Annotated in this window: 22 protein-coding genes, 1 rRNA gene and 2 pseudogenes; 22 read left to right on the top strand and 3 right to left on the bottom strand. The window is 73.4% G+C overall.

What is annotated here, in order from left to right; all coding sequences use genetic code 11:
• The 3 genes and pseudogenes from rrf to ACN6LM_RS30315 all read left to right on the top strand — a co-directional run.
• Positions 1-96 (top strand): 5S ribosomal RNA (rrf, locus tag ACN6LM_RS30325); the annotation flags it as partial.
• 557 nt (positions 97-653) lie between these two features.
• Positions 654-1,460 (top strand): annotated as a pseudogene (locus ACN6LM_RS30320) (hypothetical protein); the annotation flags it as partial.
• Between the two features lie 120 nt (positions 1,461-1,580).
• A complete protein-coding gene (locus tag ACN6LM_RS30315) occupies positions 1,581-2,363 on the top strand; it encodes a tetratricopeptide repeat protein (protein ID WP_445068573.1) in 783 nt (260 codons plus the stop codon).
• A gap of 49 nt (positions 2,364-2,412) precedes the next feature.
• On the opposite strand, the gene ACN6LM_RS30310 is transcribed toward ACN6LM_RS30315, so the two are convergent.
• Entirely contained in the window at positions 2,413-3,693 is a 1,281-nt protein-coding gene (locus ACN6LM_RS30310) for a DUF1015 family protein (protein ID WP_445068567.1), read from the bottom strand.
• Between the two features lie 70 nt (positions 3,694-3,763).
• Here ACN6LM_RS30310 and ACN6LM_RS30305 point away from each other — a divergent pair, with 70 nt between their 5' ends.
• From ACN6LM_RS30305 to ACN6LM_RS30290, 4 genes are all read left to right on the top strand, one after another.
• Positions 3,764-4,792, top strand: coding sequence for an HAD-IIA family hydrolase (locus tag ACN6LM_RS30305; RefSeq protein WP_445068565.1), 1,029 nt, complete (start codon positions 3,764-3,766; stop codon positions 4,790-4,792).
• Positions 4,793-4,837: 45 nt separating this feature from the next.
• The gene (locus tag ACN6LM_RS30300) at positions 4,838-5,902 is read left to right on the top strand and encodes a FecCD family ABC transporter permease (RefSeq protein WP_445068564.1); all 1,065 of its coding nucleotides are present in this window, start codon (positions 4,838-4,840) and stop codon (positions 5,900-5,902) included.
• Positions 5,899-6,972, top strand: coding sequence for a FecCD family ABC transporter permease (locus tag ACN6LM_RS30295; protein ID WP_445068562.1), 1,074 nt, complete (start codon positions 5,899-5,901; stop codon positions 6,970-6,972). The genes ACN6LM_RS30300 and ACN6LM_RS30295 overlap by 4 nt, the downstream gene beginning before the upstream one ends.
• Positions 6,973-7,037: 65 nt before the next feature.
• A complete protein-coding gene (locus tag ACN6LM_RS30290; RefSeq protein WP_445068560.1) occupies positions 7,038-7,862 on the top strand; it encodes an ABC transporter ATP-binding protein in 825 nt (274 codons plus the stop codon).
• A gap of 14 nt (positions 7,863-7,876) precedes the next feature.
• Here ACN6LM_RS30290 and ACN6LM_RS30285 read toward each other — a convergent pair whose 3' ends face one another.
• Positions 7,877-8,224, bottom strand: a complete 348-nt coding sequence (locus tag ACN6LM_RS30285; RefSeq protein WP_445068572.1) for an SCP2 sterol-binding domain-containing protein — start codon at positions 8,222-8,224, stop codon at positions 7,877-7,879.
• Between the two features lie 42 nt (positions 8,225-8,266).
• Here ACN6LM_RS30285 and ACN6LM_RS30280 point away from each other — a divergent pair, with 42 nt between their 5' ends.
• From ACN6LM_RS30280 to ACN6LM_RS30255, 6 genes are all read left to right on the top strand, one after another.
• Complete coding sequence (locus ACN6LM_RS30280; protein ID WP_445068558.1) at positions 8,267-8,551, top strand: hypothetical protein; 285 nt, start codon at positions 8,267-8,269, stop codon at positions 8,549-8,551.
• A 7-nt stretch (positions 8,552-8,558) separates the two neighbouring features.
• Positions 8,559-9,374: a TlyA family RNA methyltransferase gene (locus tag ACN6LM_RS30275; protein WP_445068557.1), complete on the top strand. Its 816-nt coding sequence runs from the start codon at positions 8,559-8,561 to the stop codon at positions 9,372-9,374.
• On the top strand, positions 9,371-10,276 hold the full coding sequence (locus tag ACN6LM_RS30270) for an NAD kinase (protein WP_445068556.1): 906 nt from the start codon (positions 9,371-9,373) through the stop codon (positions 10,274-10,276). The genes ACN6LM_RS30275 and ACN6LM_RS30270 overlap by 4 nt, the downstream gene beginning before the upstream one ends.
• A 75-nt stretch (positions 10,277-10,351) precedes the next feature.
• A complete protein-coding gene (recN, locus tag ACN6LM_RS30265; protein ID WP_445068554.1) occupies positions 10,352-12,097 on the top strand; it encodes a DNA repair protein RecN in 1,746 nt (581 codons plus the stop codon).
• 223 nt (positions 12,098-12,320) lie between these two features.
• A complete protein-coding gene (locus ACN6LM_RS30260) occupies positions 12,321-13,406 on the top strand; it encodes a glycosyltransferase family 4 protein (protein ID WP_445068553.1) in 1,086 nt (361 codons plus the stop codon).
• Between the two features lie 57 nt (positions 13,407-13,463).
• Positions 13,464-14,390 (top strand): sulfurtransferase, encoded by a 927-nt coding sequence (locus ACN6LM_RS30255; protein ID WP_445068552.1) that lies wholly within the window; start codon positions 13,464-13,466, stop codon positions 14,388-14,390.
• A 60-nt stretch (positions 14,391-14,450) separates the two neighbouring features.
• On the opposite strand, the gene ACN6LM_RS30250 is transcribed toward ACN6LM_RS30255, so the two are convergent.
• Positions 14,451-16,253, bottom strand: coding sequence for a glycoside hydrolase family 15 protein (locus tag ACN6LM_RS30250; RefSeq protein ID WP_445068570.1), 1,803 nt, complete (start codon positions 16,251-16,253; stop codon positions 14,451-14,453).
• 401 nt (positions 16,254-16,654) lie between these two features.
• Between ACN6LM_RS30250 and ACN6LM_RS30245 the strand changes: the two genes are divergently transcribed.
• From ACN6LM_RS30245 to ACN6LM_RS30205, 9 genes and pseudogenes are all read left to right on the top strand, one after another.
• A complete protein-coding gene (locus tag ACN6LM_RS30245) occupies positions 16,655-18,325 on the top strand; it encodes a CTP synthase (protein ID WP_445068551.1) in 1,671 nt (556 codons plus the stop codon).
• A 90-nt stretch (positions 18,326-18,415) separates the two neighbouring features.
• A complete protein-coding gene (locus ACN6LM_RS30240) occupies positions 18,416-19,042 on the top strand; it encodes an NUDIX domain-containing protein (protein ID WP_445068549.1) in 627 nt (208 codons plus the stop codon).
• A gap of 320 nt (positions 19,043-19,362) precedes the next feature.
• Positions 19,363-21,426 (top strand): tetratricopeptide repeat protein, encoded by a 2,064-nt coding sequence (locus ACN6LM_RS30235; RefSeq protein ID WP_445068548.1) that lies wholly within the window; start codon positions 19,363-19,365, stop codon positions 21,424-21,426.
• A gap of 142 nt (positions 21,427-21,568) precedes the next feature.
• Positions 21,569-22,684, top strand: coding sequence for an alanine dehydrogenase (gene ald, locus ACN6LM_RS30230; protein WP_445068547.1), 1,116 nt, complete (start codon positions 21,569-21,571; stop codon positions 22,682-22,684).
• Positions 22,685-23,052: 368 nt separating this feature from the next.
• Positions 23,053-24,171 (top strand): ParA family protein, encoded by a 1,119-nt coding sequence (locus tag ACN6LM_RS30225; RefSeq protein ID WP_445068545.1) that lies wholly within the window; start codon positions 23,053-23,055, stop codon positions 24,169-24,171.
• The gene (locus tag ACN6LM_RS30220) at positions 24,168-24,752 is read left to right on the top strand and encodes a hypothetical protein (RefSeq protein ID WP_445068568.1); all 585 of its coding nucleotides are present in this window, start codon (positions 24,168-24,170) and stop codon (positions 24,750-24,752) included. Before ACN6LM_RS30225 ends, ACN6LM_RS30220 begins: the two co-directional genes overlap by 4 nt.
• Before the next feature lie 113 nt (positions 24,753-24,865).
• Positions 24,866-25,849 carry a segregation and condensation protein A gene (locus ACN6LM_RS30215; protein ID WP_445068544.1) on the top strand — a complete coding sequence of 328 codons (984 nt, stop codon included), beginning with the start codon at positions 24,866-24,868 and terminating at the stop codon, positions 25,847-25,849.
• Complete coding sequence (gene scpB / locus ACN6LM_RS30210) at positions 25,846-26,493, top strand: SMC-Scp complex subunit ScpB (protein WP_445068543.1); 648 nt, start codon at positions 25,846-25,848, stop codon at positions 26,491-26,493. Before ACN6LM_RS30215 ends, scpB begins: the two co-directional genes overlap by 4 nt.
• Positions 26,493-26,748, top strand: a pseudogene (locus ACN6LM_RS30205) (pseudouridine synthase); the annotation flags it as partial. The gene scpB and the pseudogene ACN6LM_RS30205, both read left to right, overlap by 1 nt.

The raw sequence follows: 26,748 nt of genomic DNA, 5'->3' as shown, positions 1-26,748 counted from the left end.
GAAACGCCCGGTTACATTCCGAACCCGGAAGCTAAGCCTTTCAGCGCCGATGGTACTGCAGGGGGGACCCTGTGGGAGAGTAGGACGCCGCCGAACAATTTTTGAAGGACCCTTGGTCCCAGCGTTCAGCGCTGGGACCAAGGGTCTTTTTTTGTTTTGCCCGAAGCGCGTCGGGTGTCCGACTGCGTAAGAATGTCTGTAGTACCCCGATGACAGGAGCTCCACCCATGTCCACCAACTCTCCCGACGATCGTTCGGAGCGCGAGCCGCGTCGCCGGGACGGCGGTGACCGGGGCGGCTTCGGCGGCGGTCGCGACGACCGCTCGCGCGGTCCGCGCCGGGACGACCGCCCCTCCGGGGGCGGCTTCCGACGCGACGACCGGGACCGCGACCGGGATCGCGGGCCGCGCCGGGACGACAGTCCCTCCGGCGGTGGTTTCCGCCGTGACGACCGGGGTGGTTCCACCGGTGGTGGCTTCCGTCGCGACGACCGTGGTGGCGGCTACGACAACCGTGGTGGTGGGTTCCGTCGTGACGACCGCGCTCCGCGTCGGGATGACGACCGTGGCGGCCGGCCGGGTGGCTTCGACCGCCGTGACGATCGGCCCCGTGGCCCCCGCCGGGATGACGACAACCGTGGTGGCGGCTTCCGCCGCGACGACCGCCCCTCCGGCGGTGGGTTCCGTCGTGACGACCGGGGTGGTTCCACCGGGGGTGGGTTCCGTCGTGACGACCGCGCTCCGCATCGGGACGACGACCGTGGTGGGTTCCGTCGTGACGACCGTGCCCCGCGTCGGGAGGACGACCGTGGTGGGTTCCGTCGTGACGACCGTGCCCCGCGTCGGGAGGACGACCGTGGTGGGTTCCGTCGTGACGACCGCGCTCCGCGTCGGGAGGACGACCGTGGTGGCCGGCCGGGTGGCTTCGACCGCCGTGACGATCGGCCCCGTGGCCCCCGCCGGGATGACGACAACCGTGGTGGCGGTTTCCGCCGCGACGACCGCCCCTCCGGCGGTGGGTTCCGCCGCGACGACCGGGGCGGCAACTCCGGGGGCGGGTTCCGTCGCGACGACCGAGGCGGTTCCACCGGTGGTGGCTTCCGCCGTGACGACCGCGCTCCGCGCCGGGACGACGACCGTGGTGGCCGACCGGGTGGCTTCGACCGCCGTGACGACCGTGCCCCGCGCCGGGATGACGACCGTGGTGGCCGGCCGGGTGGCTTCGACCGTCGTGACGACCGTGCCCCGCGCCGTGACGACGACCGTGGTGGCCGTTCCGGCGGCTACGGCCACGACCGCCGCGACGACCGGCGCGACGACCGCCCCCGCGGCCCCCGCCGTGACGACAGCCGTCCGGCCGGCGGCGGCTTCCGCCGTGACGACCGGGACCGTGACCGCGACCGTGGCCCCCGCCGCGACGACAACCGGGGCGGCGGCTACCGCGGCCAGCGGGACGACCGCGAGCGCGGTGGCTACCAGGGCCGCGACGACCGGGGCGGCTACCGGGGCCGCGACGACCGGGGCGGCCGGCAGGGCGGTTACGAGCGCCGTGACGACCGCGACCGCGAGCCCATCAAGCGGCTGCCCATCCCGGACGACGTCACCGGTCACGAGATCGACCAGGACGTACGCCAGGAGCTGCTGAGCCTGCCCAAGACGCTGGCCGAGGACGTCGCGCGGAACTTGGTCATGGTGGCCCGGCTCATCGATGAGGACCCCGAGCAGGCGTACGCGTACTCGCGCATCGCCCTCCGGCTCGCCTCGCGCGTCGCCGCAGTCCGCGAGGCCGCCGGTTTCGCCGCCTACGCGACCCAGAAGTACGCCGAGGCGCTGGCCGAGTTCCGGGCGGCCCGGCGGATGACCGGGTCCGTGGAGCTGTGGCCGGTCATGGCCGACTGCGAGCGCGGTCTCGGACGGCCCGAGAAGGCCATGGCGATGGCCGGTGAGCCGGAGGTCCAGAAGCTGGACAAGGCCGGCCAGGTCGAGATGCGTCTCGTGGCCGCCGGCGCCCGGCGGGACATGGGGCAGCTCGACGCCGCCATCGTCACCCTGCAGAGCCCCGAGCTCGCCTCGAACGCCGTGCACCCGTGGACCCCGCGCCTGCGCTACGCGTACGCGGACGCGCTGCTCGAAGCGGGCCGCGAGGACGAGGCGCGCGAGTGGTTCGGCAAGGCGCTGGAGGCCGACAAGGACGGCGCCACCGACGCGTCCGACCGCCTCGCCGAGCTGGACGGCGTCGAGTTCGTGGACGCCCTGGACGACGACGAGGACGAGCCCGTCGCCGCCGACGCGGACCGGGACGACGCGGACCGGGACGACGCGGACCGGGATGACGCGGACGAGGACGGCACCTCCCAGGCGTAACGCATGAGAAGAGGGCGGCATCCCGAGTGGGTGCCGCCCTCTTTCGCGTTCAGCCCAGGTTCAGGCTGCGCAGGACCAGGCCCGTCGCCGGCTTCGGGCCGAACGACGTCGACTTGCGGGGCATGGTGACGCCCTGGCGGGCCAGGTCCCGGACGAGCTCCTCGCGCACCGGATGCATCAGCACCGCCGTGGAGCCGTTCCGCTCGGCGTGCTCCACGGCGGCGGCGGTGTCGTGGATGTACGCGATGTGCGCCGGGTCGTCCGGGATGCGCCACACCCGGTCGAGCAGCGCCGAGTGCAGGACCGTCGCGTCGAGGGAGCGCCAGGCCGCCGGGCGGTCCGCCGGAACCGTGCGGGCCAGCAGCGCCTCGTCCGGGCGGTCGATCAGATGGAACGCGCCGTCGCCCGCGAGCAGGAAGGCGTTGCCCTCGGCGGCCGCCGCGGCCAGGGCCTCCATCGCGTCGGGAAGCGGCCCCGCCACCTCCCGTATCCGGAACAGGCCGTCCAGCGCGGCCAGTGCGTCCGCGACGGGCAGTCCGTGCAGCAGGCGGTGGATGGCGCGGACCCGGAGCGGGTAGCGGGCGGTGTCCACCAGGAGCACGAGGCCGTAGTCCCAGGGGCCCGGGTCCGTGTGCTCCCGCTGGAGCCTCAGATAGGTGGCCCAGCGGTGGTGGCCGTCCGCGATCAGCGCCTGATGACCGGCCAGGTCCGCCTGGATCTCCGCCCGTTCGTCGGGATCGGTGACCGCCCACATCCGGTGGCGGAAGCCGTCCTCCGTGGTCGTGCAGAGCAGCGGTTCGCGCTCGACGGTCCGCTCGACCACCGCGCTCGCCCCCGTCGCCGGGTCCCCGTCGCCCCGGTACGTCAGCAGCAGCGGTTCCAGGTGGGCGGCGGTGGCGCGCATCAGGTCGGCCCGGTCCTCGACCACATGCGCCATGACGTCCTCGTGCGGAAGCACCACGCCGTCGGCCGGCCCCGAGAGCGCGAGGGCGCCGATGACGCCCCGTTGCAGGATCTCGTCGTCGCGCTGCTCGTACACGTACAGGGCGGGCTCGGCGTCTGGCGCGAGCACGCCCTCCGCGAGCCAGTCGTCCAGGGTGGCGGCGGCGCGGGCGTTGCGGGCGGCGACCGTGCCGGCCTGCGGCAGGATCAGCCGGACGATGTTGTGCGGATCCGCCGACTCCAGGTGCAGCAGCCCGTCGGGCCGCACGACCACGTCGTACGGGGGAGAGGTCACCGCGGCGAGGCTGCCGACCCGCTCGGGGACGTACCGCAGGCCACGGAACGGAAGCAGACGCAGTCCCTGGTCCGTCGTGCCTCGTGTGTTCATCCACGCATCGTATGTGGCTGCACGGATGCGCGATGATCGGGGGAGAAGCAGTCGAAGAGGAGCGCGGAACATGAGCGGGACGAGCAGGACCAGGCCGAGCGGCAGCAGCACCGCGCTGAACGAGGCGTACGACACGGCGCTGCTCGACCTCGACGGTGTCGTGTACGCGGGCGGGCTGGCGATCGACCACGCCGTCGAGGCGCTCGGCGCGGCGCGGGACGGCGGGATGCACCTGGCGTACGTCACCAACAACGCGCTGCGCACTCCGGACGCGGTCGCCGGGCACCTCACCGAGCTGGGCGTCCCGGCCGAGCCCACCGACGTGATCACCTCGGCGCAGGCCGTGGCCCGGCTGGTCGCCGACCAGCTGCCCGCCGGGGCCCGGGTCCTGGTCGTCGGCGGCGAGGGACTGCGCGTCGCGCTGCGGGAACGCGGCCTCGAACCCGTCGAGTCGGCCGACGACGACCCGGTCGCCGTGGTCCAGGGATACGGCGGCCCCGATCTGGCGTGGGGCCGGTTCGCGGAGGCGTCGTACGCGATCAACCGCGGGCTGCCGTGGTTCGCGTCCAACACCGATCTGACGATCCCGGGCGCCCGGGGCATCGCGCCCGGCAACGGGGCGGCCGTCGAGGTCGTCCGCATCGCCACCGGTGCCGAACCGCAGGTGGCCGGGAAGCCGCTCCCGCCGATGCACCGCGAGACGGTGCTGCGCACCGGGGCGGAACGGCCGCTGGTGGTCGGCGACCGGCTGGACACCGACATCGAGGGCGCGTTCAACGGGGGCGTCGACTCGCTGCTCGTGCTGACCGGGGTGACCGACGCGGCCCAGCTGGTGACCGCCGTTCCCGAGCACCGGCCGACGTACATCGACGCGGACCTGCGCGGGCTGCTCACCGGACAGCCCGAGGTGACGGAGGGCGGCGGGTCATTCCGCTGCGGCGGCTGGACGGCCTCCGCCGGGGGCGGCGCGCTCGTGCTGGAGGGTGACGGCGACGCGCTCGACGGGTTGCGGGCGCTGTGCGCGGCGGCCTGGTCGCACGCCGGGGACGGGGCCTGTGACCTGGAGGCGGAGAAGGCGGTGGCCAGGCTGGGACTGTGAGGACGGGCCCGGAGCCGGAAAGCGTGGGTAGGCTAACCTAACCGGGTGTTGGTTGAAAGCCCCCCGGATTCCAGTTCCGGCCCGATAGCCGCGCCGGACCAGGCCGCCGCTCCCCGCAGGCGTCACGCCGCGAGAGCGGCGGGACTCCTGGTGGCCGTGGCCGTCCTCGCGCTGGTGTGTCTCGCGTCCATCGGGATCGGTGCCAAGGCGCTGCCGCTCTCCGACGTGTGGCACGGCCTGTTCCACTACGCGGGCAGCGGCGACGACGTCCTCGTACGCGAGGTCCGCGTCCCCCGTACCGTGCTGGGGCTCCTCGTGGGTGCCGCGCTGGGCCTCGCCGGGGCGGTGATGCAGGCGCTGACCCGTAACCCGCTCGCCGAGCCCGGCATCCTCGGCGTCAACGCGGGGGCCTCGGCCGCCGTCGTCTCCGCGATCAGCTTCTTCGGCGTGACCTCGCTGACCGGCTACGTGTGGTTCGCCTTCGCGGGCGCCGCGATCGTGTCGGTGGCCGTGTACTTCCTCGGCGGAAGCCGGTCCTCGACGCCGGTCCGGCTCGCGCTCGCCGGGACGGCCGTCACCGCCGCGCTGTACGGGTACGTCAACGCCGTACAGCTGCTGGACTCGGCGTCGCTGGACCGGCTGCGGTTCTGGCAGGTCGGCTCGCTGGCCTCCGCCAACACCGAGACCGTCGGCAAGGTCTGGCCGTTCATCGCGGCGGGCGTGCTGCTCACCGTGTTCATCGCGCGCCCGCTCAACGCCCTGGAGATGGGCGACGACACCGCCAGGGCGCTGGGCGCGAACCTGACCCGGACCCGCGTCCTCGCGATGCTCGCCGTCACCCTGCTGTGCGGGGCGGCGACCGCCGCGTGCGGGCCGATCGTCTTCATCGGGCTGATGATCCCGCACCTGGTGCGCGCCCTCACCGGTCCCGACCTGCGGTGGATCCTGCCGTACGCGGCGGTGCTCTCCCCGGTGCTCCTGCTCGGCGCCGACGTGGTCGGCCGGGTCGTCGCCCGCCCCTCCGAACTCCAGGTCGGCATCGTCACCGCGCTCATCGGCGGGCCCGTCTTCATCTACCTCGTACGACGCAAGAGGATGTCCCAGCTGTGAAGGCCACGACCACGAAGGAGACGGCACGCGCGGTCCGTCCGGCACGGGCCGTGCGGACGGCCGGCGGGTACTCGTTCCGGATGAACGTGCGGGCGGCCGTGGTCGTCCTGCTCCTGGCCGTCGTGGCGGCGGGGGCCGCGATCGTCCTCATCGGCAGCGGCGACTTCTCGATGACGCCCGGCGAGGTCCTGACCACGCTCTTCGGCCACGGCACCTTCCAGCAGGAGTTCATCGTCACGGACCTGCGGCTTCCCCGGGTCCTCGTCGGACTGCTCGTCGGCGGTGCGCTCGGTGCCGGGGGCGCCGTCTTCCAGACCATCTCGCGCAACCCGCTCGGCAGCCCCGACGTGCTCGGCTTCGGGCAGGGCGCCACGGTCGGCGCGCTCACCGTGATCGTCCTCTTCGGGGGCGACGCGAAGGAGGTGGCGGCCGGCGCGGTCGTCGGCGGCCTGCTGACCGGTCTCGCCGTCTACCTGCTGGCGTGGAAGCGCGGTGTGCACGGCTTCCGGCTCGTCCTGGTGGGGATCGGGGCGGCGGCCATGCTGACCGCCGTCACCCAGTACCTGATCACCAAGGCGAACCTGGTCGACGCGACCCGTGCCGTCGTCTGGATGACCGGCTCCCTGGACGGCCGCGACTGGGCGCAGGTCTGGCCGCTGCTGGTCGTCTGCGCGGTGCTGCTTCCGCTGGTGTACGGGCACGGGCCGGCCCTGCGCGTCATGGAGATGGGCGACGACGCCGCGTACGCCCTCGGGGTGCGCGTGGAACGCACCCGCCTCCTCCTCATGGGCGCCGCCGTGCTGCTCGTCGCCGTCGCCACGGCGGCCGCCGGTCCGATCGCCTTCGTCTCGCTGAGCGCCCCGCAGCTGGCGCGCCGGCTGACCCGCTCCACCGGCCCGAACCTGGTGGCCGCGACGTTCATGGGGGCGGCGCTCCTGCTCGTCGCCGACTGGATCGCGCTCGACGCGTTCGGCGACCGTCAGCTGCCGGTGGGGGTGGTCACCGGGGTGCTCGGCGGCTGCTACCTCGTGTGGCTCCTGGTGACCGAGCGCAAGGCGGGGCGCATATGAGACCCGGTGCCGCCGCCCCTCTTCCACTGTCCGACAGCCGACCGTCCGACCCCCGGAGTACGACCATGCAGCGCCTCACCGCGGACTCGGTGACCCTCGGATACGACCAGCGGGTCATCGCGGAGAACCTCTCGGTCGAGATACCCGACCACTCGTTCACCGTGATCGTCGGCCCCAACGCGTGCGGCAAGTCGACGCTGCTGCGGGCGCTCTCCCGGATGCTGCGGCCGAGCCGGGGCCAGGTGCTGCTCGACGGGCAGTCGATCCACGGGCTGCCCGCCAAGAAGGTCGCGAAGACGCTGGGCCTGCTGCCGCAGTCCTCGATCGCGCCGGAGGGCATCACGGTCGCGGACCTCGTGGCGCGCGGGCGGTACCCGCACCAGGGCCTGCTGCGGCAGTGGTCGCCCGAGGACGAGCGGGTGGTCCAGGAGTCGATGGAGGCGACGGGCATCGGTGAGCTGGCAGATCGCTATGTCGACGAACTGTCCGGCGGTCAGCGCCAGCGGGTCTGGATCGCGATGGCCCTCGCCCAGCAGACGCCGCTGCTGCTGCTGGACGAGCCGACGACGTACCTCGACATCCAGCACCAGATCGATGTGCTGGACCTGTGCGCCGAGCTGCACGAGACGCAGGGGCGGACGCTGGTGGCCGTCCTGCACGACCTGAACCACGCGGCGCGGTACGCCACGCATCTGATCGCGATGCGCGGCGGGGAGATCGTCGCGGAGGGGGCGCCGGGGGAGATCGTCACCGCGGAGCTGGTGGAGCGGGTGTTCGGGCTGCGGTGCCAGGTGATCCCCGATCCGGAAACCGGGACGCCTCTGGTGGTGCCTGCCGCGCGTGCGCGCGGCGGGGCTGCAAAGACGTCCTCATTCGCCGGACGGGCCTGATGCGGCCGGCGTCGTCACAGCAGTGACTTCAGTTTCAGGAGGTCTCTGAAGCCCGCCTCCAGGCGGACCCGGCCCGATGCCCATGCCTTCGCGAAGTTCAGGTCGCCGTCGACCATGGCGACCAGGTCGTCGCCGGTCATCGAGAGGCGGATCTCGGCCTTTTCGCGGGGCGGGCCCTCCAGCGTGTCCAGGACCCGGATGCGGCCGCCGGACAGGCGGCCGGTGAACGTGATGTCCAGATCCCGGATGTGGCAGCTCAGCGAGCGGTCCAGGTCGGCGGCGCGGCGCACGTCGCCGTCCGCCCCCGCGAGGTTGTCGGAAAGTCTGTCGAGTGCGCTGCGGCACTCCGCCATGGTCGCCATCATGATCGACGGTACCCCAGCGCTTCGCGGTAGCGTTTCCGCATGAGCGACCCGATGCCCGACCCCGAGACGGACACCCCGCCGGAGCCGGCCGAGCCCGCGGGGCCCGCGCCCCTCGGTGTCGTACGGACGCCCACTGGCAGTCCCGGGGTGGACGCGCTGCTGGAGCGGCTGGCCGATGCCGACCACCTCGCGGCGGACGGGCACACCGAGGTGTACGAGGATGTACACCGGGGCCTGCGCGAGGCGCTGAGCGCGCTGGACGCCGGGCCCGCCCCCGCACCGGGACCACCCGTACCGGTGCCCCCGTACAACCACAGGAGCTGAACCGAACGTGGCAGGAGTCGCCCGTCGCCGTCTCGACGCCGAGCTGGTACGCCGCAAGCTGGCCCGCTCGCGCGAGCACGCCAGCCAGCTGATCGCGGCGGGCCGGGTGACCGTCGGCGGCAACACCGCGACCAAACCGGCCACCCAGGTCGAGACCAGCGCCGCCGTCGTCGTCACCAAGGACGACAGCGACCCCGAGTACGTCTCGCGCGGCGGCCACAAGCTGGCCGGCGCCCTCGCCGCCTTCGTGCCGCTCGGGCTGGAGGTCGAGGGCCGCCGGGCGCTCGACGCGGGGGCCTCGACCGGCGGGTTCACCGATGTCCTGCTGCGCGCCGGGGTCGCCCGGGTGGTGGCCGTGGACGTCGGCTACGGGCAGCTCGCCTGGTCGCTCCAGTCCGACAAGCGCGTCGTCGTCAAGGACCGCACCAACGTCCGGGAACTGACCCTGGAGGCCATCGACGGCGAGCCGGTCGACCTGGTGGTGGGCGACCTGTCGTTCATCCCGCTCGGACTCGTGCTGCCGGCCCTGATCCGCTGCACGGGCCCCGGCGCCGACCTGGTTCTCATGGTCAAGCCGCAGTTCGAGGTCGGCAAGGAACGGCTCGGCAGCGGCGGCGTGGTGCGCGACCCCGGGCTGCGCGCCGAGGCGGTCCGGGAAGTGGCCCGCCGGGCGTGGGCGCTGGGCCTGGGGGTGCGGGGCGTGACCGCGAGCCCGCTGCCGGGGCCCTCGGGGAACGTCGAGTACTTTCTGTGGCTGCGGGCCGGGGCACCGGAACTGGATCCCGCGGATGTCGACCGTGCAGTGGCGGAGGGGCCTCGTTGACGACGAATGCGGCACGTACAGTCTTTCTTCTCGCGCACACCGGCCGCCCGGCCGCGATCCGCAGCGCGGAGCTCGTCGTGCAGGGGCTGCTGCGCCACGGCCTGGGGGTGCGGGTCCTCGCCACGGAGGCGGCCGACCTGCCCCTGCCCCCGTCCGTGGAGACCGTCACCGATGCCACGCCCGAGGTCCTCAACGGCTGTGAGCTGCTGATCGTCCTCGGCGGCGACGGGACACTCCTGCGCGGCGCCGAACTCTCCCGCGCCTCCGGCGTGCCCATGCTCGGCGTCAACCTCGGCCGGGTCGGCTTCCTCGCCGAGGCCGAGCGCGACGACCTCGACAAGGTGGTCGACCGGGTCGTCACCCGGGCGTACACGGTCGAGGAGCGCATGACGATCGACGTCCTGGTGCACAGCAACGGGAACGTCGTCCACACCGACTGGGCGCTCAACGAGGCGGCCGTGCAGAAGGTGTCGCCCGAGCGGATGCTCGAAGTCGTCCTGGAGATCGACGGCCGCCCGGTGACCGGGTTCGGCTGCGACGGCATCGTGTGCGCGACGCCCACCGGCTCGACCGCGTACGCCTTCTCGGCCGGCGGGCCCGTCGTCTGGCCGGAGGTCGAGGCGCTGCTCATGGTCCCGATCAGCGCCCACGCCCTGTTCGCCAAGCCGCTCGTGACCTCGCCCACGTCGGTGCTCGCCGTCGAGGTCCAGCCGCACACCCCGCACGGGGTGCTGTGGTGCGACGGGCGCAGGACCGTCGAGCTGCCCTCCGGGGCGCGGGTCGAGGTGCGGCGCGGTGCCGTGCCCGTCCGGCTGGCCCGGCTGCACCAGGCGTCGTTCACGGACCGCCTCGTCGCCAAGTTCGCGCTGCCGGTGTCGGGGTGGCGGGGCGCGCCCCACTGACCCCGGGCGGGGCGGCACGATCCGGGGGCCGGGCCGTGGCCCGTGTGCGCGCGGACGGTGAAACCTCGTATGGTCATGTCCGTGTTGGAGGAGATGCGGATACGGTCGCTCGGGGTCATCGACGACGCGGTGGTGGAGCTGTCACCCGGCTTCACCGCGGTGACGGGTGAGACCGGCGCCGGCAAGACCATGGTCGTCACCAGCCTGGGGCTGCTGCTCGGCGGTCGCGCCGACCCCGCCCTGGTGCGGATCGGCGCCAAGGCCGCGGTGGTCGAGGGCCGGATCACGGTGGCCGAGGGCGACGCGGTGGCGCTGCGAGCCGAGGAGGCCGGGGCCGAGATCGAGGACGGGGCGCTGCTCATCAGCCGCACCGTCTCCGCCGAAGGGCGCTCCCGGGCGCACCTCGGCGGCAGATCCGTGCCCGTGGGCGTGCTGTCCGAGCTGGCCGACGAACTCGTCGCCGTGCACGGCCAGACCGATCAGCAGGGCCTCCTCAAGCCCGCCCGGCAGCGCCAGGCCCTCGACCGGTACGCGGGCGACGGCGTCGCCGTGCCGCTCGCCACGTACACGGCGGCCTACCGGAGGCTGCGGGACGTGGCGGCGGAGCTGGACGAGCTGACGACGCGCGCCCGCGAACGCGCCCAGGAGGCCGACCTGCTGCGCTTCGGCCTCGACGAGATCGCCGCCGTCGAACCCCTGGCCGGCGAGGACACCGAGCTGGCCGCCGAGGCCCAGCGGCTCGGCCACGCCGACGCGCTCGCCTCCGCCGCCGCCCTCGCGCACACCGCGCTGGCCGGCAACCCGGAGGACCCGGAGGCCCTGGACGCCACGACCGTGGTGGCCGCCGCCCGGCAGGCCCTCGACGGGGTGCGCTCGCACGACCCGGCGCTCGCCTCGCTCGCCGACCGGGTCGGCGAGATCTCCATCCTGCTCGCGGACGTCTCCGGCGAACTGTCCGGTTACGCGGACCAGCTCGACGCCGACCCGCTGCGGCTCGCCGCCGTCGAGGAGCGGCGTGCCGCGCTCACCGCCCTGACCCGCAAGTACGGGGAGGACATCACCGCCGTACTCGCCTGGGCGCAGGAGGGCGCGGCCCGGCTCACCGAGCTGGAGGGCGACGACGACCGGATCGGTGAGCTGACCGCCGAGCGGGACGCCCTGCGCGCCGAACTCTCGGTGCTCGGGCAGGCGCTGACCGACGCCCGGACGGCGGCCGCCGCGTCCTTCGCGGAGGCGGTGACCGAGGAGCTGGCGTCCCTGGCCATGCCGCACGCCCGGGTGTCCTTCGACATCCGGCAGACCGAGGCGGCCGACGAGGCGTCCGGCATCGGGATCGGCGGACGGAACGTGGCGTACGGCCCGTCCGGCGCGGACGAGGTCGAACTGCTGCTGGCCCCGCACCCCGGCGCCCAGCCCCGGCCGATCGCCAAGGGCGCGTCGGGCGGTGAGCTCTCCCGGGTGATGCTCGCGGTCGAGGTGGTCTTCGCGGGCTCCGACCCCGTGCCCACGTACCTCTTCGACGAGGTCGACGCGGGCGTCGGCGGCAAGGCGGCCGTCGAGGTCGGGCGGAGGCTCGCGAAGCTGGCGAGGTCCGCCCAGGTCGTCGTCGTCACGCACCTGCCCCAGGTGGCCGCGTTCGCGGACCGGCAGCTGCTGGTCGAGAAGACCGTGGACGGCTCGGTGACCAGCAGCGGGGTCACCGTCCTGGAGGGCGAGGACCGGGTACGGGAGCTGTCCCGGATGCTCGCGGGCCAGGAGGACTCCGAGACGGCCCGCGCCCACGCCGAGGAACTGCTCGCCACGGCCCGCGCGGACGGGTAGCGCTTCCGGGCCGGGGTGCGCTCGGCGCGTGCCCCGGCTCTCGCACCCGCCGTACGGGTGTCGTGGCGCCGTACACGCTTTCACCCGTGCGAGTGGTGTCGGCCGTCCGATTTGTCGTGGTGAGCCCCGGAGTAACGGTTCCGTCGTGCCGGAACGTGCGTACGGACTGGCATCCTTGGCCGTGTTCATACCCCCGACTCGGGAGCCCCGGGAGCCAATCGACGTGTCACAGCTGCGCACGGTCCAGGTACTCGGCGGCGGCAGTGCCGGCAGCAGCTCGCACGCCGGCTCGCTGGCCGCCGGGCTGGTCGCCCGGGGAGTGCGGGTGACCGTCTGCGCGCCGGCCGGGCTGGGCCGCGCCCACGACTTCGCCGCCAACGGCGCCCACTTCGCGCCCGTGCCCCGGCGCAGCGACCCGGCGGCCGTCGCCGCCCTGCGCGCCGCGTGCGCCGACGCGGACGTCGTCCACGCGCACGGACTGCACGCCGCCGTGCGGGCGGCCCTGGCGATCGGCCGCCGGCCCGTCCCCCTGGTCGTCACCTGGCACACCCGGGCCCACGCCGAGGGGGCCCGCCGCCGGCTGCTGCACCTCCTGGAGCGGAGGGCGGTGCGCGCGGCGGCCGTGGTGCTCGCCACCTCCTCCGACCTGGTCGACCGGGCGCGGGCCCGGGGCGCCCGCGACGCCCGGCTCGCACCGGTCGCCGCACCCCGGGCGCCGCGCCCGGCCGGGCCGCCCGCCGACAAGGTCCGCGCCGAACTCGGTGCGGTGGAAAGGCCGCTGGTCGTGGCGCTCGGCAGTCTCGTACCGCATCACGGTTACGGGACCCTGCTCGACGCGGCGGCCGCCTGGCGCCTGCTCGACCCCGTGCCGCTGGTGGCCGTCGTCGGCGAGGGGCGGGAGCGGGCGGCCCTGCGGCGGCGGATCACGGCCGAGGGCCTGCCCGTCGAACTGCTCGGCGACCGGCCCGACGCCGCCGCGCTCCTGGCCGCCGCCGACGTGGCCGTCCTGCCCAGCCGCTGGGAGTCCCGCTCGACCACCGCCCAGCAGGCGCTGCGCTCCGGGGTGCCCCTGGTCGCCACGGCGGTCGGCGGCACGCCCGAACTGGTGGGGGACGCCGCCGTCCTCGTGCCGTACGCGGACGCCGAGGCGCTGGCCGTCGAGGTGGCCCGGCTGCTCGGGGACCCGGCCGAGCGGGACCGGCTGGCCGCCGAGGGTCTGCGGCAGGCGGCGAGCTGGCCGACCGAGGACGACACGGTGGCCCAGGTGCTCGCGGTGTACGACGAGCTGGCCCGGCCGCCGGGCCGTTGACAGTCTTCCGGCCGGCTGCGATCTTGAAAAATCGGACCGGACGGCTGAGGAGGACGCGTGGGCGGGGAAACACAGGCGTACGGGGACGGGAGCACCGCCGTCGGCGCGTTGCCCGGACCCCTCGTCTCCACGGACTGGCTCGCGGCGCGCCTCGGCGCCCCCGGGCTGCTGGTGCTCGACGCGTCGGTGGTTGCTCCCGGGCAGGTGCCCGACGCGGCGGGCGGAGCGCACCGGGGGAGCGGGCGGCGGATCGAGGGGGCCCGGATCTTCGACATCGACGGGGCGCTCTCCGACCACACGGTGCCGGTGCCGCACACCATGCCGGACGCCGCCCGGTTCGCCGAGGAGATGCGGGCGCTCGGCCTGAACGACGCGGACACCGTGGTCGTGTACGACACCGTCGGGATCTACTCCAGCGCCCGGGCCTGGTGGATGCTCCGGGCCATGGGCTTCGACCGGGCCGCCGTCCTCGACGGGGGCCTGCCCGCCTGGACCGCCGCCGGACTGCCCGTCACCGAGGGCGCGCCGGAACCGGCAGCCGGGCGCGGTGACTTCACGGCGCGGCCCCGGCCCGGACTCCTCGTCGGCGCCGGTGAGGTGGCGGAGGCGCTGGCCGATCCGGAGGCGGCGGTGCTCGACGCCAGGACCCGGGGGCGGTTCGAGGGGACGGAGCCCGAGCCGCGGGCCGGGCTGCGCGGCGGCCATATGCCGGGGGCCGTCAGCCTGCCGTTCGGCCGGCTCCAGGACGAGGGCCGGATGCGGGCGCCCGACGAGCTGCGCGCCGCGTTCGCCGGTGCGGCCGGTGACCGCGGGCGGCTGTACTTCAGCTGCGGGTCCGGGGTCACCGCCTGCGTCCTCGCGCTCGGGGCCGAGCTCGCCGGATACCGGGACCTGACGGTGTACGACGGGTCCTGGAGCGAGTGGGGGCTGCCTTCGGCGGACCCGGCGGACCGGCCGGTCGCGACGGGCCCGGCACCGGGCTGACACGGCTCCGCCCGGCGGCCGGAGAGCGGCAGCCGGGCGGAGAACGCGCACCGGGGGGCGTCAGCCCACGTACGCCCCGCTCGCCGTCAGGCGCAGGGCCGTGTCGATCAGCGGGACGTGGCTGAACGCCTGCGGGAAGTTGCCCACCTGGCGCTGGAGCCGGGCGTCCCACTCCTCGGCCAGCAGGCCCAGGTCGTTGCGGAGGGACAGCAGCCGCTCGAAGAGCCGGCGCGCCTCGTCGACCCGGCCGATCATCGCGAGGTCGTCCGCCAGCCAGAACGAGCAGGCCAGGAACGCGCCCTCGTCGCCCTCCAGGCCGTCCACGCCCGCGTCGTCGCCGGCGGTCGGGTAGCGCAGGACGAAGCCGTCCTCCGTGGACAGCTCCCGCTGGATCGCCTCGATGGTGCCGATGACCCGCTTGTCGTCGGGGGGCAGGAAGCCCATCTGCGGGATCAGCAGCAGGGAGGCGTCCAGCTCCTTCGACCCGTACGACTGGGTGAAGGTGTTGCGCTCGGGGTCGTAACCCCGCTCGCAGACGTCGCGGTGGATCTCGTCGCGCAGCTCGTGCAGCCGCTCCACCGGGCCCTCCGCGTCGCCGGACTCGATGAGCTTGATGGTGCGGTCGACCGCGACCCAGGCCATCACCTTGGAGTGCACGAAGTGGCGGCGCGGCCCGCGCACCTCCCAGATGCCCTCGTCCGGCTCGGTCCAGTGCTTCTCCAGGTACTCGATCAGCTTGAGCTGGAGACCGGTGGCGTAGTCGTTGCGGGCCAGGCCCGTCATGTGCGCCAGGTGCAGCGCCTCGGTGACCTCGCCGTACACGTCCAGCTGGAGCTGGCCCGCCGCGCCGTTGCCGACGCGGACCGGGGCGGAGCCCTCGTAACCCGGCAGCCACTCCAGCTCCGCCTCGCCCAGCTCCCGCTCGCCCGCGATCCCGTACATGATCTGCAGGTTCTCCGGGTCGCCGGCCACCGCGCGCAGCAGCCACTCGCGCCAGGCGCGGGCCTCCTCGCGGTAGCCGGTGCGCAGCAGCGAGGAGAGGGTGATCGCGGCGTCGCGCAGCCAGGTGTAGCGGTAGTCCCAGTTCCGGGAGCCGCCGATGTCCTCGGGCAGCGAGGTGGTCGGCGCCGCGACGATGCCGCCGGTCGGCGCGTACGTCAGTGCCTTCAGCGTGATCAGCGAGCGGACCACGGCCTCGCGGTAGGGCCCGTGGTACGTGCACTGCTCGACCCACTCGCGCCAGAAGTCCGCGGTCGCCTCCAGCGAGCCGTCCGGGTCCGGGAGCGCGGGCGGCTCGTGGTGCGAGGGCTGCCAGCTGATCGTGAACGCGATCCGGTCACCGGGGGCGACGGTGAAGTCGGAGTACGTCGTCAGGTTCTCGCCGTAGGTGTCGACGGGCGTGTCCAGCCACACCGAATCCGGGCCGGCGACGGCGACCGTACGCGAGTCCACCTTGTGCACCCAGGGGGTGACGCGGCCGTAGCTGAACCGCATGCGCAGCTCCGAGCGCATCGGCACCCGGCCGCTGACGCCCTCCACGATGCGGATCAGCTGCGGCGCCCCGTCGCGCGGGGGCATGAAGTCGGTCACTCTGACCGTGCCGCGCGGCGTGTCCCACTCCGATTCGAGGATGAGGGAGTCCCCGCGGTAGCGGCGGCGGTCGGCCGCGGGCGGCTCCGCGCCCTCGGGGCGGGCCGGGCCCAGTCGCCAGAAGCCATGTTCCTCGGTGCCCAGAAGGCCCGCGAAAATGGCGTGTGAATCGAAGCGGGGCAGGCAGAGCCAGTCGGCTGTGCCGTCCCGGCAGACCAGGGCGGCGGTCTGCATGTCTCCGATGAGTGCGTAATCCTCGATGCGCCCGGCCACGTGCATCTCCAGTCGAACGGCCATGTCGCCCCGTGGGGCGCTTACTGCGGGTCAAGAGGTTGTCGCAAGGGGTTGTTGTGGGGGGACCTGCGAACTTGGGCCTCGCCCGAGCGAGTGTCCGAGCAGGATACGACGCACACGGGTGATCTGCGCGACCCTCTTGACAACCGGACTGCGCCGATCGAGTGGGATGCGAGTGGCATATGCGATTCGCGCCGCGCTCGCGCGCCGGTGGCCGGAAGCAGTCCCTCTCCGTCGCTGATACCCTGGTAGCCCGTGGACGGTGGTCGTCGGCGAGAGCAGACGAGGCCCCCGAACCGCAGCGACGGCATCTCCGGAATCTCCGGACGGCAACGCCGGCACGCACCTCATGATCGCGACCACGGGAGCCCCCTTTGGCTATGCAGCCCACATCCACGACGACCAAGCACATCTTCGTCACCGGGGGTGTCGCCTCTTCCCTCGGCAAGGGTCTGACTGCCTCCAGCCTCGGCGCCCTGCTCAAGGCGCGCGGTCTCCGGGTCACCATGCAGAAGCTCGACCCGTACCTGAACGTCGACCCGGGCACGATGAACCCGTTCCAGCACGGCGAGGTCTTCGTCACCAACGACGGTGCGGAGACGGACCTCGACATCGGCCACTACGAGCGCTTCCTCGACGTGGACCTCGACGGCTCGGCCAACGTCACCACCGGCCAGGTCTACTCGCAGGTCATCGCCAAGGAGCGGCGCGGCGAGTACCTCGGCGACACCGTCCAGGTCATCCCCCACATCACCAACGAGATCAAGCACCGCATCCGCCGGATGGCCACCGACGACGTCGACGTGGTCATCACGGAGGTCGGCGGCACCGTCGGCGACATCGAGTCGCTGCCGTTCCTGGAGACCGTCCGCCAGGTCCGCCACGAGGTCGGCCGGGACAACGTCTTCGTCGTGCACATCTCGCTGCTGCCCTACATCGGCCCCTCCGGCGAGCTGAAGACCAAGCCCACCCAGCACTCCGTGGCCGCGCTGCGCAACATCGGTATCCAGCCGGACGCCATCGTGCTGCGCGCCGACCGCGACGTGCCGACCGCCATCAAGCGCAAGATCTCGCTGATGTGCGACGTGGACGAGGCGGCCGTGGTCGCCTGCGTGGACGCCAAGTCGATCTACGACATCCCCAAGGTGCTGCACACCGAGGGTCTGGACGCCTACGTCGTGCGCAAGCTCGACCTGCCGTTCCGGGACGTCGACTGGACAACCTGGGACGACCTGCTGGACCGCGTCCACAACCCCGACCACGAGGTCACCGTCGCCCTGGTCGGCAAGTACATCGACCTGCCCGACGCCTACCTCTCGGTCACCGAGGCCATCCGGGCCGGCGGTTTCGCCAACAAGGCCCGGGTCAAGGTCGAGTGGGTCGCGTCCGACGACTGCAAGACCCCGGCCGGTGCCGAGAAGGCCCTCGCCGGTGTCGACGCGATCTGCATCCCCGGCGGCTTCGGTGAGCGCGGCGTGGTCGGCAAGGTCGGCGCGATCCGGTACGCCCGCGAGAACAAGGTGCCGCTGCTCGGCCTCTGCCTCGGCCTCCAGTGCATCGTGATCGAGGCGGCCCGCAACCTCGCCGACATCCCCGACGCCAACTCCACGGAGTTCGACGCCGCGACCTCCCACCCGGTCATCTCCACCATGGAGGAGCAGCTCGCGTACGTCGAGGGCGCCGGTGACCTGGGCGGCACCATGCGGCTCGGCCTGTACCCGGCGAAGCTCGCCGAGGGCTCGCTGGTCCGCGAGGCGTACGACGACCAGCCGTACGTGGAGGAGCGCCACCGCCACCGCTACGAGGTCAACAACGCCTACCGCGCCGAGCTGGAGAAGAAGGCCGGCCTGGTCTTCTCGGGCACCTCCCCGGACAACAAGCTGGTCGAGTACGTCGAGTACCCGCGCGAGGTCCACCCGTACCTCGTCGCGACCCAGGCGCACCCGGAGCTGCGCTCCCGCCCGACCCGCCCGCACCCGCTCTTCGCCGGTCTGGTGAAGGCGGCCGTCGCCCGCAAGACGGGCGCCGCCGGGGGCGAGCAGGGCAAGTAAGCGGCACCTCCGCAGGCGTTACGGTTGACCGGGGCGCGCGTCCGAACAGGGACGCGGGCCCCGGTCACCGTTTTTCGTGGGAGGACGCAGATGGGTTTCCAGGACACACCCGAGGAATGGCGGGTCGCCGAGAGCGCGACCCCGTTCCGGGGGAAGAAGACCAGCGTCCGCGCCGACGACGTCGAGATGCCCGACGGTACGGTCGCCCACCGCGACTACCAGGTGCACCCCGGCTCGGTCGCCGTGCTCGCGCTCGACGACGAGGGCCGTGTCCTCGTCCTGCGCCAGTACCGCCACCCGGTGCGCCACAAGCTGTGGGAGATCCCGGCCGGGCTGCTCGACGTGCCCGGCGAGAACCCGCTGCACGCCGCCCAGCGCGAGCTGTACGAGGAGGCGCACGTCAAGGCCGAGGACTGGCGGGTGCTCACCGACATCTACACCTCGCCCGGCGGCTCCGACGAGGCCGTACGGATCTTCCTCGCCAGGGACGTCTCCGAGGCGGAGGGCGAGCGCTTCGAGGTCGCCGAGGAGGAGGCCGACATGGAACTGGCCCGGGTGCCGCTCCAGGACCTCGTGCGCAAGGTGCTCGCCGGCGACCTGCACAACAGCTGCCTGGTCGTGGGCGTGCTCGCGCTCACCGCGGCCCTCGCGGGCGACGGCGTCGATGCGCTGCGCCCCGCCGACGCGCCGTGGCCGGCCCGCCCCTTCGACGCCTGACGGGCAGACGGGCAGCCGCTTCGACGTCCGACGGGGCGTCCCCTGTCCGACGGGGCGTCCCCTGTCCGACGGGGCGTCCCCTCGACGTCTGACAGGGCGTCTCCCCGACGTCTGACGGGGTGTCCGCAACCCTGCGGGGCGGTCGATGGGACCGCTCGTACGGTCACTCCCGCGCATCCCCCGATCGTAATAAATGCTGATCCGATCGAGGGATGCCCGGGTCGCGCTCCCCCTTCTTCGGCCACCCGGCTGAACTACGCTTCGAATGCCCTGACCGGAGTCCCGCAGGGCGACGCGTGCAGCGAAGTGGAGCGTGGCCCGTGACGGATCAGGCGGTGGACACCAGCGGCCCGGCCGAGGCAGCGGGGACCGAGGAGCCGCCCGCCCCGGAGCCGACCCGATTCTTCGGCCGCGAACGCGAGTTGAGAGAACTCCGCGACGACATCGAGCGCGCCGGGCTCGACACCATGGCCGGCCGCCGCAGCGCCCGCGCCCGGGTCCTCCTGATCGCCGGACGCCCCGGCTCCGGCCGCACCGCGCTCGCCTCCGAACTCGCCCGCCGCCTCCTGGGGACCGGCGACTACCCCGACGGCCTGCTCCGCGTCCGGCTCGCCGAGACCGGCGTCGGCCCCGTCCCCCCGGAGCGCGCCGCCCGCGACCTCCTCGGCCGGCTCGGCCTGACCGGCCCGCCCGGCGCCGACGCCGACGAACTGACCGAAATGGTCCGCGAGGCCCTGGCCGTCCGCCGGGTCCTGCTCCTCCTGGACGACGCGGCGGACGCCGAACAGGTCGACCCGCTGCTCCCCGACAACCCGGACTGCCTCGTCCTCGCCACGTCCGAGGGCCCGCTGACCGGTATCCCCGGCGTCCGGCCCTGCACCATCGGCGGCCTGGACGCGGGCTCCGCCGTCCAGCTCCTCGGCAGCGCCATCGACCAGGTCAGGATCACCGTCGACCCGCTGACCGCCCAGACCCTGGCAGAGGAGTGCGGCGGGCAGCCGGCCGCCCTGGTCCTCATCGGCGGCTGGCTCGCCGCCCGCCCGACCGCCTCGGTGGCCGACGCCGGACGGCAGCTGCGCGCGCTGCCCGACGACCCGGAGGCGCCCGCCGGGACGCGTCCGCTGACCCGCGCCTTCCGCCTCGTCCACGACTCGCTGCCGGCCACCCCCGCCCGGATACTGCGCCTGCTCTCCCTCGCCCCCGGCGGCCTCGCCGACGCCCACACCGCCTCCGCGCTGGCCGGCTGCTCCGTCTCGGCCGCCCGGACCACCCTGGACGACTTCGTCACCCTGGGCCTGCTGCGCCGGGAGGACACCGACGAACCGCAGTACGAGGTGCCGGGCTGCCTCGCCGGACTGCTGCGGGCCCTCCTGGAGGACCGGGACCGCCCCGCCGAGATCCAGCTCGCCCGGGCCAGGATGCTGGAGCGCACCGTGCGCCTGCTCCAGTCCTGCCGCGCCGTCACGGACCCGGAGGGCTCGCCGTCCCGCCGCAAGCTCGCCGGGCTCCCGAGCACCCTGCGCTTCCCGAACGCGGAGACCGCCGCCGCCTGGCTGCGCGCCCGCAGGTCCGCGCTGCTCGCCGCCGCCCGGATCGCCGTCGAGGACGGGGAGCTCGACACGCTGGCCCGCCGGCTGGTCGCCGCGCTGGTGCGGGCGCTCGCCGCGCACGAGGGCACCGACGCCGCCGCCCCCGACCTCTACGCCCTGCACGGTCTCGTGCTGGCCGTCGCCGAGCGCCGCGACCTGCCCCGCGAGCGGGCGGCGGCCCTGCTCAACCTGGCCGACCTGGACGCCGGGACCGGCCGCACCCGGGAGGCGCTGGCCCGGTACCGGGAGGCGCTGGACGCCGGGCGGGCCGCGAAGGACCCGTACGCCACCGGGCGGGCCATGGAGTCCGTCGGCGGCGCCTACGCGGAGCTGGGGGACTACCACCGGGCGTCCGACTGGTACGGACGGGCACTCGCCCAGCGCCTCACCCAGGGCGAGCCGGCCGAGGCGGCGCGCCTGTACGGGAGGCTCGGCACCGTCCACACCTACGCCGGGCGGTACGGCGAGGCGCTGCGGAACTGGCGGGCGGCCGCGGCGGGTCACCGCAGGCTCGGCGACCTCCCGGCCCAGGCCCGGGCGCTCAGCGAGATGGCCCGGGTCCAGGAGTACGCGGGCCGGCCGCAGGAGTCGCTGCGCACCTGCCGGGAGGCGGTGGAGTGGGCGCGGCGGGCCAAGGACGTACGGCTCCAGGCGGCGCTGGAACTGCGGCTCGCGGACACCCTGGACCGGCTCGGTGATCCCGCTGCGGCCGGGCTGCACCGGGGCGCGGCCGACAGATTGTTGGGCGAAGAGGGGGCGACCTGCGAAATCGGCAGTGCTTCATCAGAAAAATAATGCTTTGCAAGGCTAGACAGCGGGAACCCCTTCATTAGACTGGCTGTACCGCGGCCGTTCGCGGTGCCTTCACATGTGATGCATCTACCCCTTTTGCATCACTGTGCCCGGATTATCCTCTGAGCCAAGGACCGTGATCGACATGAAGGTCGGCATCCCCCGCGAAGTGAAGAACAACGAGTTCCGCGTGGCGATCACGCCTGCCGGTGTGCATGAGCTCGTCCGCCACGGCCATCAGGTCGTCGTCGAGCGGAACGCCGGAGCGGGCTCCTCCATCACGGACGCGGAGTACGTCGCGGCCGGTGCGGAGATCCTGCCGACCGCCGACGAGGTCTGGGCCGCCGCCGACCTGCTGCTCAAGGTCAAGGAGCCGGTCGCCGAGGAGTACCACCGCCTCCGCAAGGGGCAGACCCTCTTCACCTACCTGCACCTCGCCGCCTCGCGCGAGTGCACCGACGCGCTCCTGGAGTCGGGCACCACCGCCATCGCGTACGAGACCGTCGAGACGGCCAACCGCGCGCTGCCGCTGCTCGCCCCGATGTCCGAGGTCGCGGGCCGGCTCGCCCCGCAGGTCGGCGCGTACCACCTGATGCGCTCGGCCGGTGGCCGCGGCGTGCTGCCGGGCGGCGTCCCGGGTACGGCGGCCGGCCGCGCCGTCGTCATCGGCGGCGGTGTCTCCGGCTGGAACGCCACCCAGATCGCCGTGGGCCTCGGCTTCCACGTCACGCTGCTCGACAAGGACATCAACAAGCTCCGCGAGGCGGACAAGGTCTTCGGCACCAAGGTGCAGACCGTCGTCTCGAACGCCTTCGAGCTGGAGAAGGCCGTGGTCGAGGCCGACCTCGTGGTCGGTGCCGTGCTGATCCCCGGCGCCAAGGCCCCGAAGCTGGTCACCAACGAGCTCGTCGCCAAGATGAAGCCCGGAAGTGTACTTGTCGACATTGCAATTGATCAGGGCGGCTGCTTCGAGGACTCGCACCCGACGACCCACGCCGAGCCGACCTTCCAGGTCCACGACTCCGTCTTCTACTGCGTCGCGAACATGCCCGGCGCGGTGCCCAACACCTCGACGTACGCCCTCACCAACGCGACGCTGCCCTACATCGTGGAGCTCGCCAACCGGGGCTGGGTGGAGGCGCTGCGCCGCGACGCCGCGCTCGCCAAGGGGCTCAACACCCATGACGGGCAGGTCGTTTACCGCGAGGTGGCCGAGGCGCACGGCCTCGACCACGTCGACCTGAACACGCTCATCGGCTGACCGGGGTCAACCCCTTCGTCAACTCCGTGTGTCCGGCCGGACCTTGCTGTCAAGGTCCGGCCGGACGCATGCCGGGTCCGCGCGCGCCCCCGAGCAACTCGTCTCGAACGTAACCCTTTAACCGTTTCGTACACCTGGGAAAAGTGTGTACCGAGGGTTGCGCGCCCTTGACAGCGGGGCGTTCGATTGCCGACACAACGGGCCGGGTCCGGCGGATTGTGTTGCTGCGGACAGGGGACACGCCATAGAGTCGCCAATCGTCGGCATGGTGCCACGCTGACCTATCGATAAGTTTCCTGGTCACGTCCAAGGAGGTAAGACGACTTGTGAATGAGTCGACAATTACTCCCGGGGGTGTTCAATCAGGGATGCCTGCACGGGGCCGGAGCCCGCACGGGCTGGAGGCTGTCGGCTCCGTCGCTGTCCGCACCTTCGCCACCCACCAGCACATGACGACAGCCCCCCAGATGATGGACGGCCTACACGTGAACGCCATGGCCGGCAACGAGAGTGGCCGGGACACCGCCCCCCTCGCCGACTTCGCCGAGACGCCCCAGGCGCATTTCTACGACCCCGACGCCGAGTACGAGCCCGACCCGGAGTACGCGGCCACGCTCGCGCCGGACGCCGCCCGGCAGCGCCGCGAGCGGATCGGCCCGACCGGCCGCCCCCTGCCCTACTTCCCGATCCCGGGCCCGCTGGCCGACCACGGCCCCGCGAAGATCATCGCGATGTGCAACCAGAAGGGCGGCGTCGGCAAGACCACGTCGACCATCAACCTGGGTGCCGCGCTCGCGGAGTACGGCCGGCGCGTCCTGCTGGTCGACTTCGACCCGCAGGGCGCCCTCTCGGTCGGCCTCGGGGTAAACCCGATGGAGCTCGACCTCACCGTCTACAACCTGCTCATGGAGCGGGGCATGGCGGCCGACGAGGTCCTGCTGAAGACCGCGGTCCCCAACATGGACCTGCTCCCCAGCAACATCGACCTCTCCGCCGCCGAGGTGCAGCTCGTCAGCGAGGTGGCCCGCGAGTCCACGCTCCAGCGCGCCCTCAAGCCGCTGATGGCCGACTACGACTACATCGTGATCGACTGTCAGCCCTCGCTCGGCCTGCTCACGGTGAACGCGCTGACCGCCGCGCACAAGGTGATAGTCCCGCTCGAGTGCGAGTTCTTCGCGCTGCGCGGTGTGGCGCTGCTCACCGAGACGATCGAGAAGGTCCAGGAGCGGCTCAACCCGGAGCTGGAGCTCGACGGCATCCTCGCCACGATGTACGACTCCCGTACGGTGCACAGCCGCGAGGTCCTGGCGCGGGTGGTCGAGGCGTTCGACGACCACGTCTACCACACGGTCATCGGGCGCACGGTCCGCTTCCCGGAGACCACGGTCGCCGGTGAGCCCATCACCACGTACGCCTCCAACTCGGTCGGTGCCGCCGCCTATCGCCAGCTCGCCAGGGAGGTGCTCGCCCGGTGTCACGCCGAGTGAGTCTGCCCGGGGCCGACGAACTGTTCCGTACGACCGGGGGGATGGGGCTCCAGTCCTCGTCGCCCGCGGAGCGGAGGCGCAAGGCGAACGGCGAGACCCGGGTCCCGGCTCCGGCCGGTGAGAACGAACCCGGGGCCGACGCACCGGGGGAGACCGCCCCGGACCCCGGCACCGCCCCCGCCCGCCCGGAGCACGCGGCGGCCGGCGCCGACGCGGGCGACTCGCGCAGCCGGCCCGCCGAGGGGGAACGGGTCGCCGTCGCCGCCCAGGCCGGCCGCCGGCCGCAGCAGCCCGCCGAACCCGCCCCGGCACCCGTCGTGCAGCAGCAGCGCAGGCGCGGCGGCGGACGCGGTGCCAACCGGCGGCCCAGCGGGCGCGAGCGCCACGACGAGAAGATCACGGTCTACGTCTCCGCCGAGGAGCTGATGGACCTGGAGCACGCGCGCCTCGTCCTGCGTGGCGAGCACGGCCTCGCCGTGGACCGGGGCCGGATCGTGCGCGAGGCGGTCGCCGTCGTCCTGGCGGACCTGGAGTCGCGGGGCGACGCGAGCATCCTCGTACGGCGGCTGCGCGGCCGCTGACCGGTACGGCGCCGGTAGCCTGCCCGGAAGGACCGCCGCCGTCGTGCGGCCCGCCTCCCTTCCGTACGGGCCGCCGCCCGCCGCCGTAGCCCGCCCGCGCCCCCTGGAACTCCATGCCGACACCCGACGAGCCCGCCCGCACCGCCCGCCGCCCCCTGGGGCGCGGGCCGGGGGCGGGGGGCGTGCCGGTGGAGACGCCGGCCCCCACCGAGGAGCCCGCACCCCAGGCGCCGGTTCCCGAGGCTGTCCCCGAAGCGCCCGCTCCCCCCGGCGACGGCCGGTTCACAGTACGGCTGGCGAACTTCGAGGGGCCCTTCGACCTGCTCCTCCAGCTGATCTCCAAGCACAGGCTGGATGTGACCGAGGTCGCCCTGTCCAAGGTCACCGACGAGTTCATGGCCCACATCCGGGCGATGGGCCCCGACTGGGACCTGGACCAGACGACCGAGTTCCTGGTGGTCGCCGCGACCCTCCTCGACCTGAAGGCCGCCCGGCTGCTCCCGGCGGCCGAGGTGGAGGACGAGGCGGACCTCGCGCTCCTGGAGGCCAGGGACCTGCTCTTCGCGCGGCTCCTCCAGTACCGCGCGTACAAGCGGGTCGCCGACATCTTCAGCGGCCGGCTCGAATCGGAGGGCCGCCGCTTCCCCCGTACCGTCGGCCTCGAACCGCACCACGCCGAGCTGCTGCCGGACGTCGTCATCAGCATCGGCGCCGAGGGCTTCGCCCGGCTGGCCGTGAAGGCGATGCAGCCGAAGCCCGCGCCGCAGGTGTACGTCGACCACATCCACGCTCCGCTGGTCAGCGTGCGCGAGCAGGCGGGCATCGTGGTCGCCCGGGTCCGCGAGGCGGGCGAGATCAGCTTCCGGGCGCTGGCCGAGGACGCGCCGGACACCCTCACCGTCGTCGCCCGCTTCCTCGCCCTGCTGGAGCTGTACCGGGAGAAGGCCGTCGCCCTGGACCAGGACGTGGCGCTCGGCGAGCTGATGGTGCGGTGGGCCGGCGAGGCGGGGGCCGAGCCCGTCGTGACGGACGAATTCGACCAGGAGGCCCCGGACGCCCCGGACGGCCCCGAGACCCCGGAGGACGAGACGCCGTGAGCGAACAGGACCCCACCGGCTCCGCGGTCGCGGACCTCGCCCTCAAGCCCGCCCTGGAGGCCGTCCTCATGGTCGTGGACGAGCCCGCCACCGAGGAGCACCTCGCCAAGGTGCTGGAGCGCCCCCGGCGGGCCGTGGCCGCCGCGCTGCGGGAGCTGGCGGACGAGTACACCGTGCAGCGGCGCGGCTTCGACCTGCGGCTCGTCGCGGGCGGCTGGCGGTTCTACACCCGCCCCGAGTACGCGGCGGCGGTGGAGGGCTTCGTCCTGGACGGCCAGCACGCCCGGCTGACCCAGGCGGCACTGGAGACCCTGGCGGTGGTCGCGTACCGGCAGCCGGTGAGCCGGTCGCGGGTCTCGGCGGTGCGCGGGGTGAACTGCGACGGGGTCATGCGGACCCTGCTCCAGAGGGGCCTGGTCGAGGAGGCGGGCACGGAACCCGAAACAGGTGCGATCCTGTACAGGACGACGAACTACTTTCTGGAGCGGATGGGCCTGCGTGGCCTGGATGAGCTCCCGGAGCTCGCGCCCTTCCTCCCCGAGGCGGACGCGATCGAGGCCGAGACGCCAGAGGGTGTGCCGTCGTTCGATCCGGACGCACCGGACACCCCGGAAACTCACGCAGACGACAAGACGGACTTTTGATGCGAAGCAGTGGCAGGAACAGCGGTAGCGGCAGCGGCAGGAGCGGCGGCAGCGGCGGGGGCCGGAGCGGCAGGAACAACAGCGGCACCGGCAGGAACAGCAACCCGAACGCGCGGACCCCCCGCGCGGAGCGCGAGGAGCGCCCGAACGAGGAGCGCCCCCGCAAGCCCAGGCCCGAGGAGCGCCGCTACGACGTGGGCTCCGACAAGCCCGGCACCGACGGCGGTGCCCGCAAGGGGGGGGGGGGGGGGGGGG

It is taken from the genome of Streptomyces sp. SAS_281 (genome assembly GCF_052542855.1).
Note: the sequence above shows the minus strand (reverse complement) of the source record. Positions and strands in the feature narration are given on the sequence as shown.

Excerpts from the sequence above, each read along its gene's own strand:
- ACN6LM_RS30310 (WP_445068567.1), bottom strand. The coding sequence starts at position 3,693 with ATGAACACACGAGGCACGACGGACCAGGGACTGCGTCTGCTTCCGTTC.
- ACN6LM_RS30305 (WP_445068565.1), top strand. The coding sequence starts at position 3,764 with ATGAGCGGGACGAGCAGGACCAGGCCGAGCGGCAGCAGCACCGCGCTG.
- ACN6LM_RS30290 (WP_445068560.1), top strand. The coding sequence starts at position 7,038 with ATGCAGCGCCTCACCGCGGACTCGGTGACCCTCGGATACGACCAGCGG.
- ACN6LM_RS30285 (WP_445068572.1), bottom strand. The coding sequence starts at position 8,224 with ATGGCGACCATGGCGGAGTGCCGCAGCGCACTCGACAGACTTTCCGAC.
- ACN6LM_RS30280 (WP_445068558.1), top strand. The coding sequence starts at position 8,267 with ATGAGCGACCCGATGCCCGACCCCGAGACGGACACCCCGCCGGAGCCG.
- recN (WP_445068554.1), top strand. The coding sequence starts at position 10,352 with ATGTCCGTGTTGGAGGAGATGCGGATACGGTCGCTCGGGGTCATCGAC.
- ACN6LM_RS30245 (WP_445068551.1), top strand. The coding sequence starts at position 16,655 with ATGCAGCCCACATCCACGACGACCAAGCACATCTTCGTCACCGGGGGT.
- ACN6LM_RS30240 (WP_445068549.1), top strand. The coding sequence starts at position 18,416 with ATGGGTTTCCAGGACACACCCGAGGAATGGCGGGTCGCCGAGAGCGCG.
- ald (WP_445068547.1), top strand. The coding sequence starts at position 21,569 with ATGAAGGTCGGCATCCCCCGCGAAGTGAAGAACAACGAGTTCCGCGTG.
- ACN6LM_RS30225 (WP_445068545.1), top strand. The coding sequence starts at position 23,053 with ATGCCTGCACGGGGCCGGAGCCCGCACGGGCTGGAGGCTGTCGGCTCC.
- ACN6LM_RS30215 (WP_445068544.1), top strand. The coding sequence starts at position 24,866 with ATGCCGACACCCGACGAGCCCGCCCGCACCGCCCGCCGCCCCCTGGGG.